The 1,099-nt window shown below is 70.0% G+C and carries 1 pseudogene; it reads left to right on the forward strand.

The window, feature by feature from the left end:
* Positions 1–79: 79 nt before the first annotated feature.
* Positions 80–1,077 (forward strand): annotated as a pseudogene (locus ABEA93_RS41975) (IS5 family transposase).
* Positions 1,078–1,099: the final 22 nt, after the last annotated feature.

The following is a 1,099-nucleotide window of genomic DNA, read 5'->3' on the forward strand; positions in this document are numbered from 1 at the left end:
CTAGGGCCTGTTCTGAGTTCGGATCACGATCGGGTCATTCCGGCCTCGGCGGCCGGGGGAATGCGGTAGACCGGACGGCATGACCCGGGGTGATCTGTCGGATGGCGAGTGGGAGTTGGTCGAGCCGCACCTGCCTCTGGGGGTGTCCGGACCGATCCCTGACCTGCGGAGCTACTTCAACGCGGTGATGTGGCGGTTCAGGACCAACAGCCCGTGGCGGGACGTCCCGGATCGCTACGGTTCCTGGTCGACGGTCTACGACCGGTTCCGGATGTGGGCCCGCGCGGGGATCTTCCAGTCCGTTATGGACGCGATGATCGCGGAGGCCGCGGCCCGCGGCGACGTCGACCTCGGCCTGGTCAGCGTCGACTCGACCACCGCACGCGCGCACCACCACGCTGCCGGGATGGCTCTGGACCCCGCGCTCCTGGACGACCTGACGAAAGCCGCGACCGAGGAAAAGGGGCTCCGCGAAAGGGACGAAAGGACGCCGTTGCCGAGCCGCCCGAGGAACCGGCCGACCCCGAGCGGGAACAGCGGCGGGCGGAACGCCGGCGTCGCAAAGCCCGGCTGAAGGCAGCCGGCCTGGGCCGATCCCGTGGCGGGCTGACCAGCAAGGTCCACCTCGCCGCCGACCGGCGGTGCCGCCCGCTGTCCATCGTGCTGACCCCCGGACAGGCCGCCGACAGCCCGCAGTTCGTCCCGGTCATGGACAAGATCAAGGTCCGAGGGTCCGTCGGCCGCCCGCGCACCCGGCCGGACGCAGCGGCCGGCGACAAGGCGTACTCCTCCCGCGCCAACCGCGCCTACCTGCGCCGACGCGGCATCAAAGCGGTGATCCCGGAGAAGGCCGACCAGGCCGCCAACCGCAAACGCAAAGGCCGACACGGCGGCCGCCCGGTCAGCCACGACCCCGAGCTCTACAAGCAGCGCAACACCGCCGAACGCTGCATCAACCGCATGAAGGACTGGCGCGGCATAGCCTTCCGAACCGACAAAACCCCCGACAGCTACCTCGCCGGACTCCACCTACGCGGCGCCATGATCTGGCTCCGCAGCCTCCCCACACGACCGTGATCCGAACCCAGAACAGGCCCTA

This window comes from Yinghuangia aomiensis, assembly GCF_039542225.1.
Lineage (GTDB): Bacteria > Actinomycetota > Actinomycetes > Streptomycetales > Streptomycetaceae > Yinghuangia > Yinghuangia aomiensis.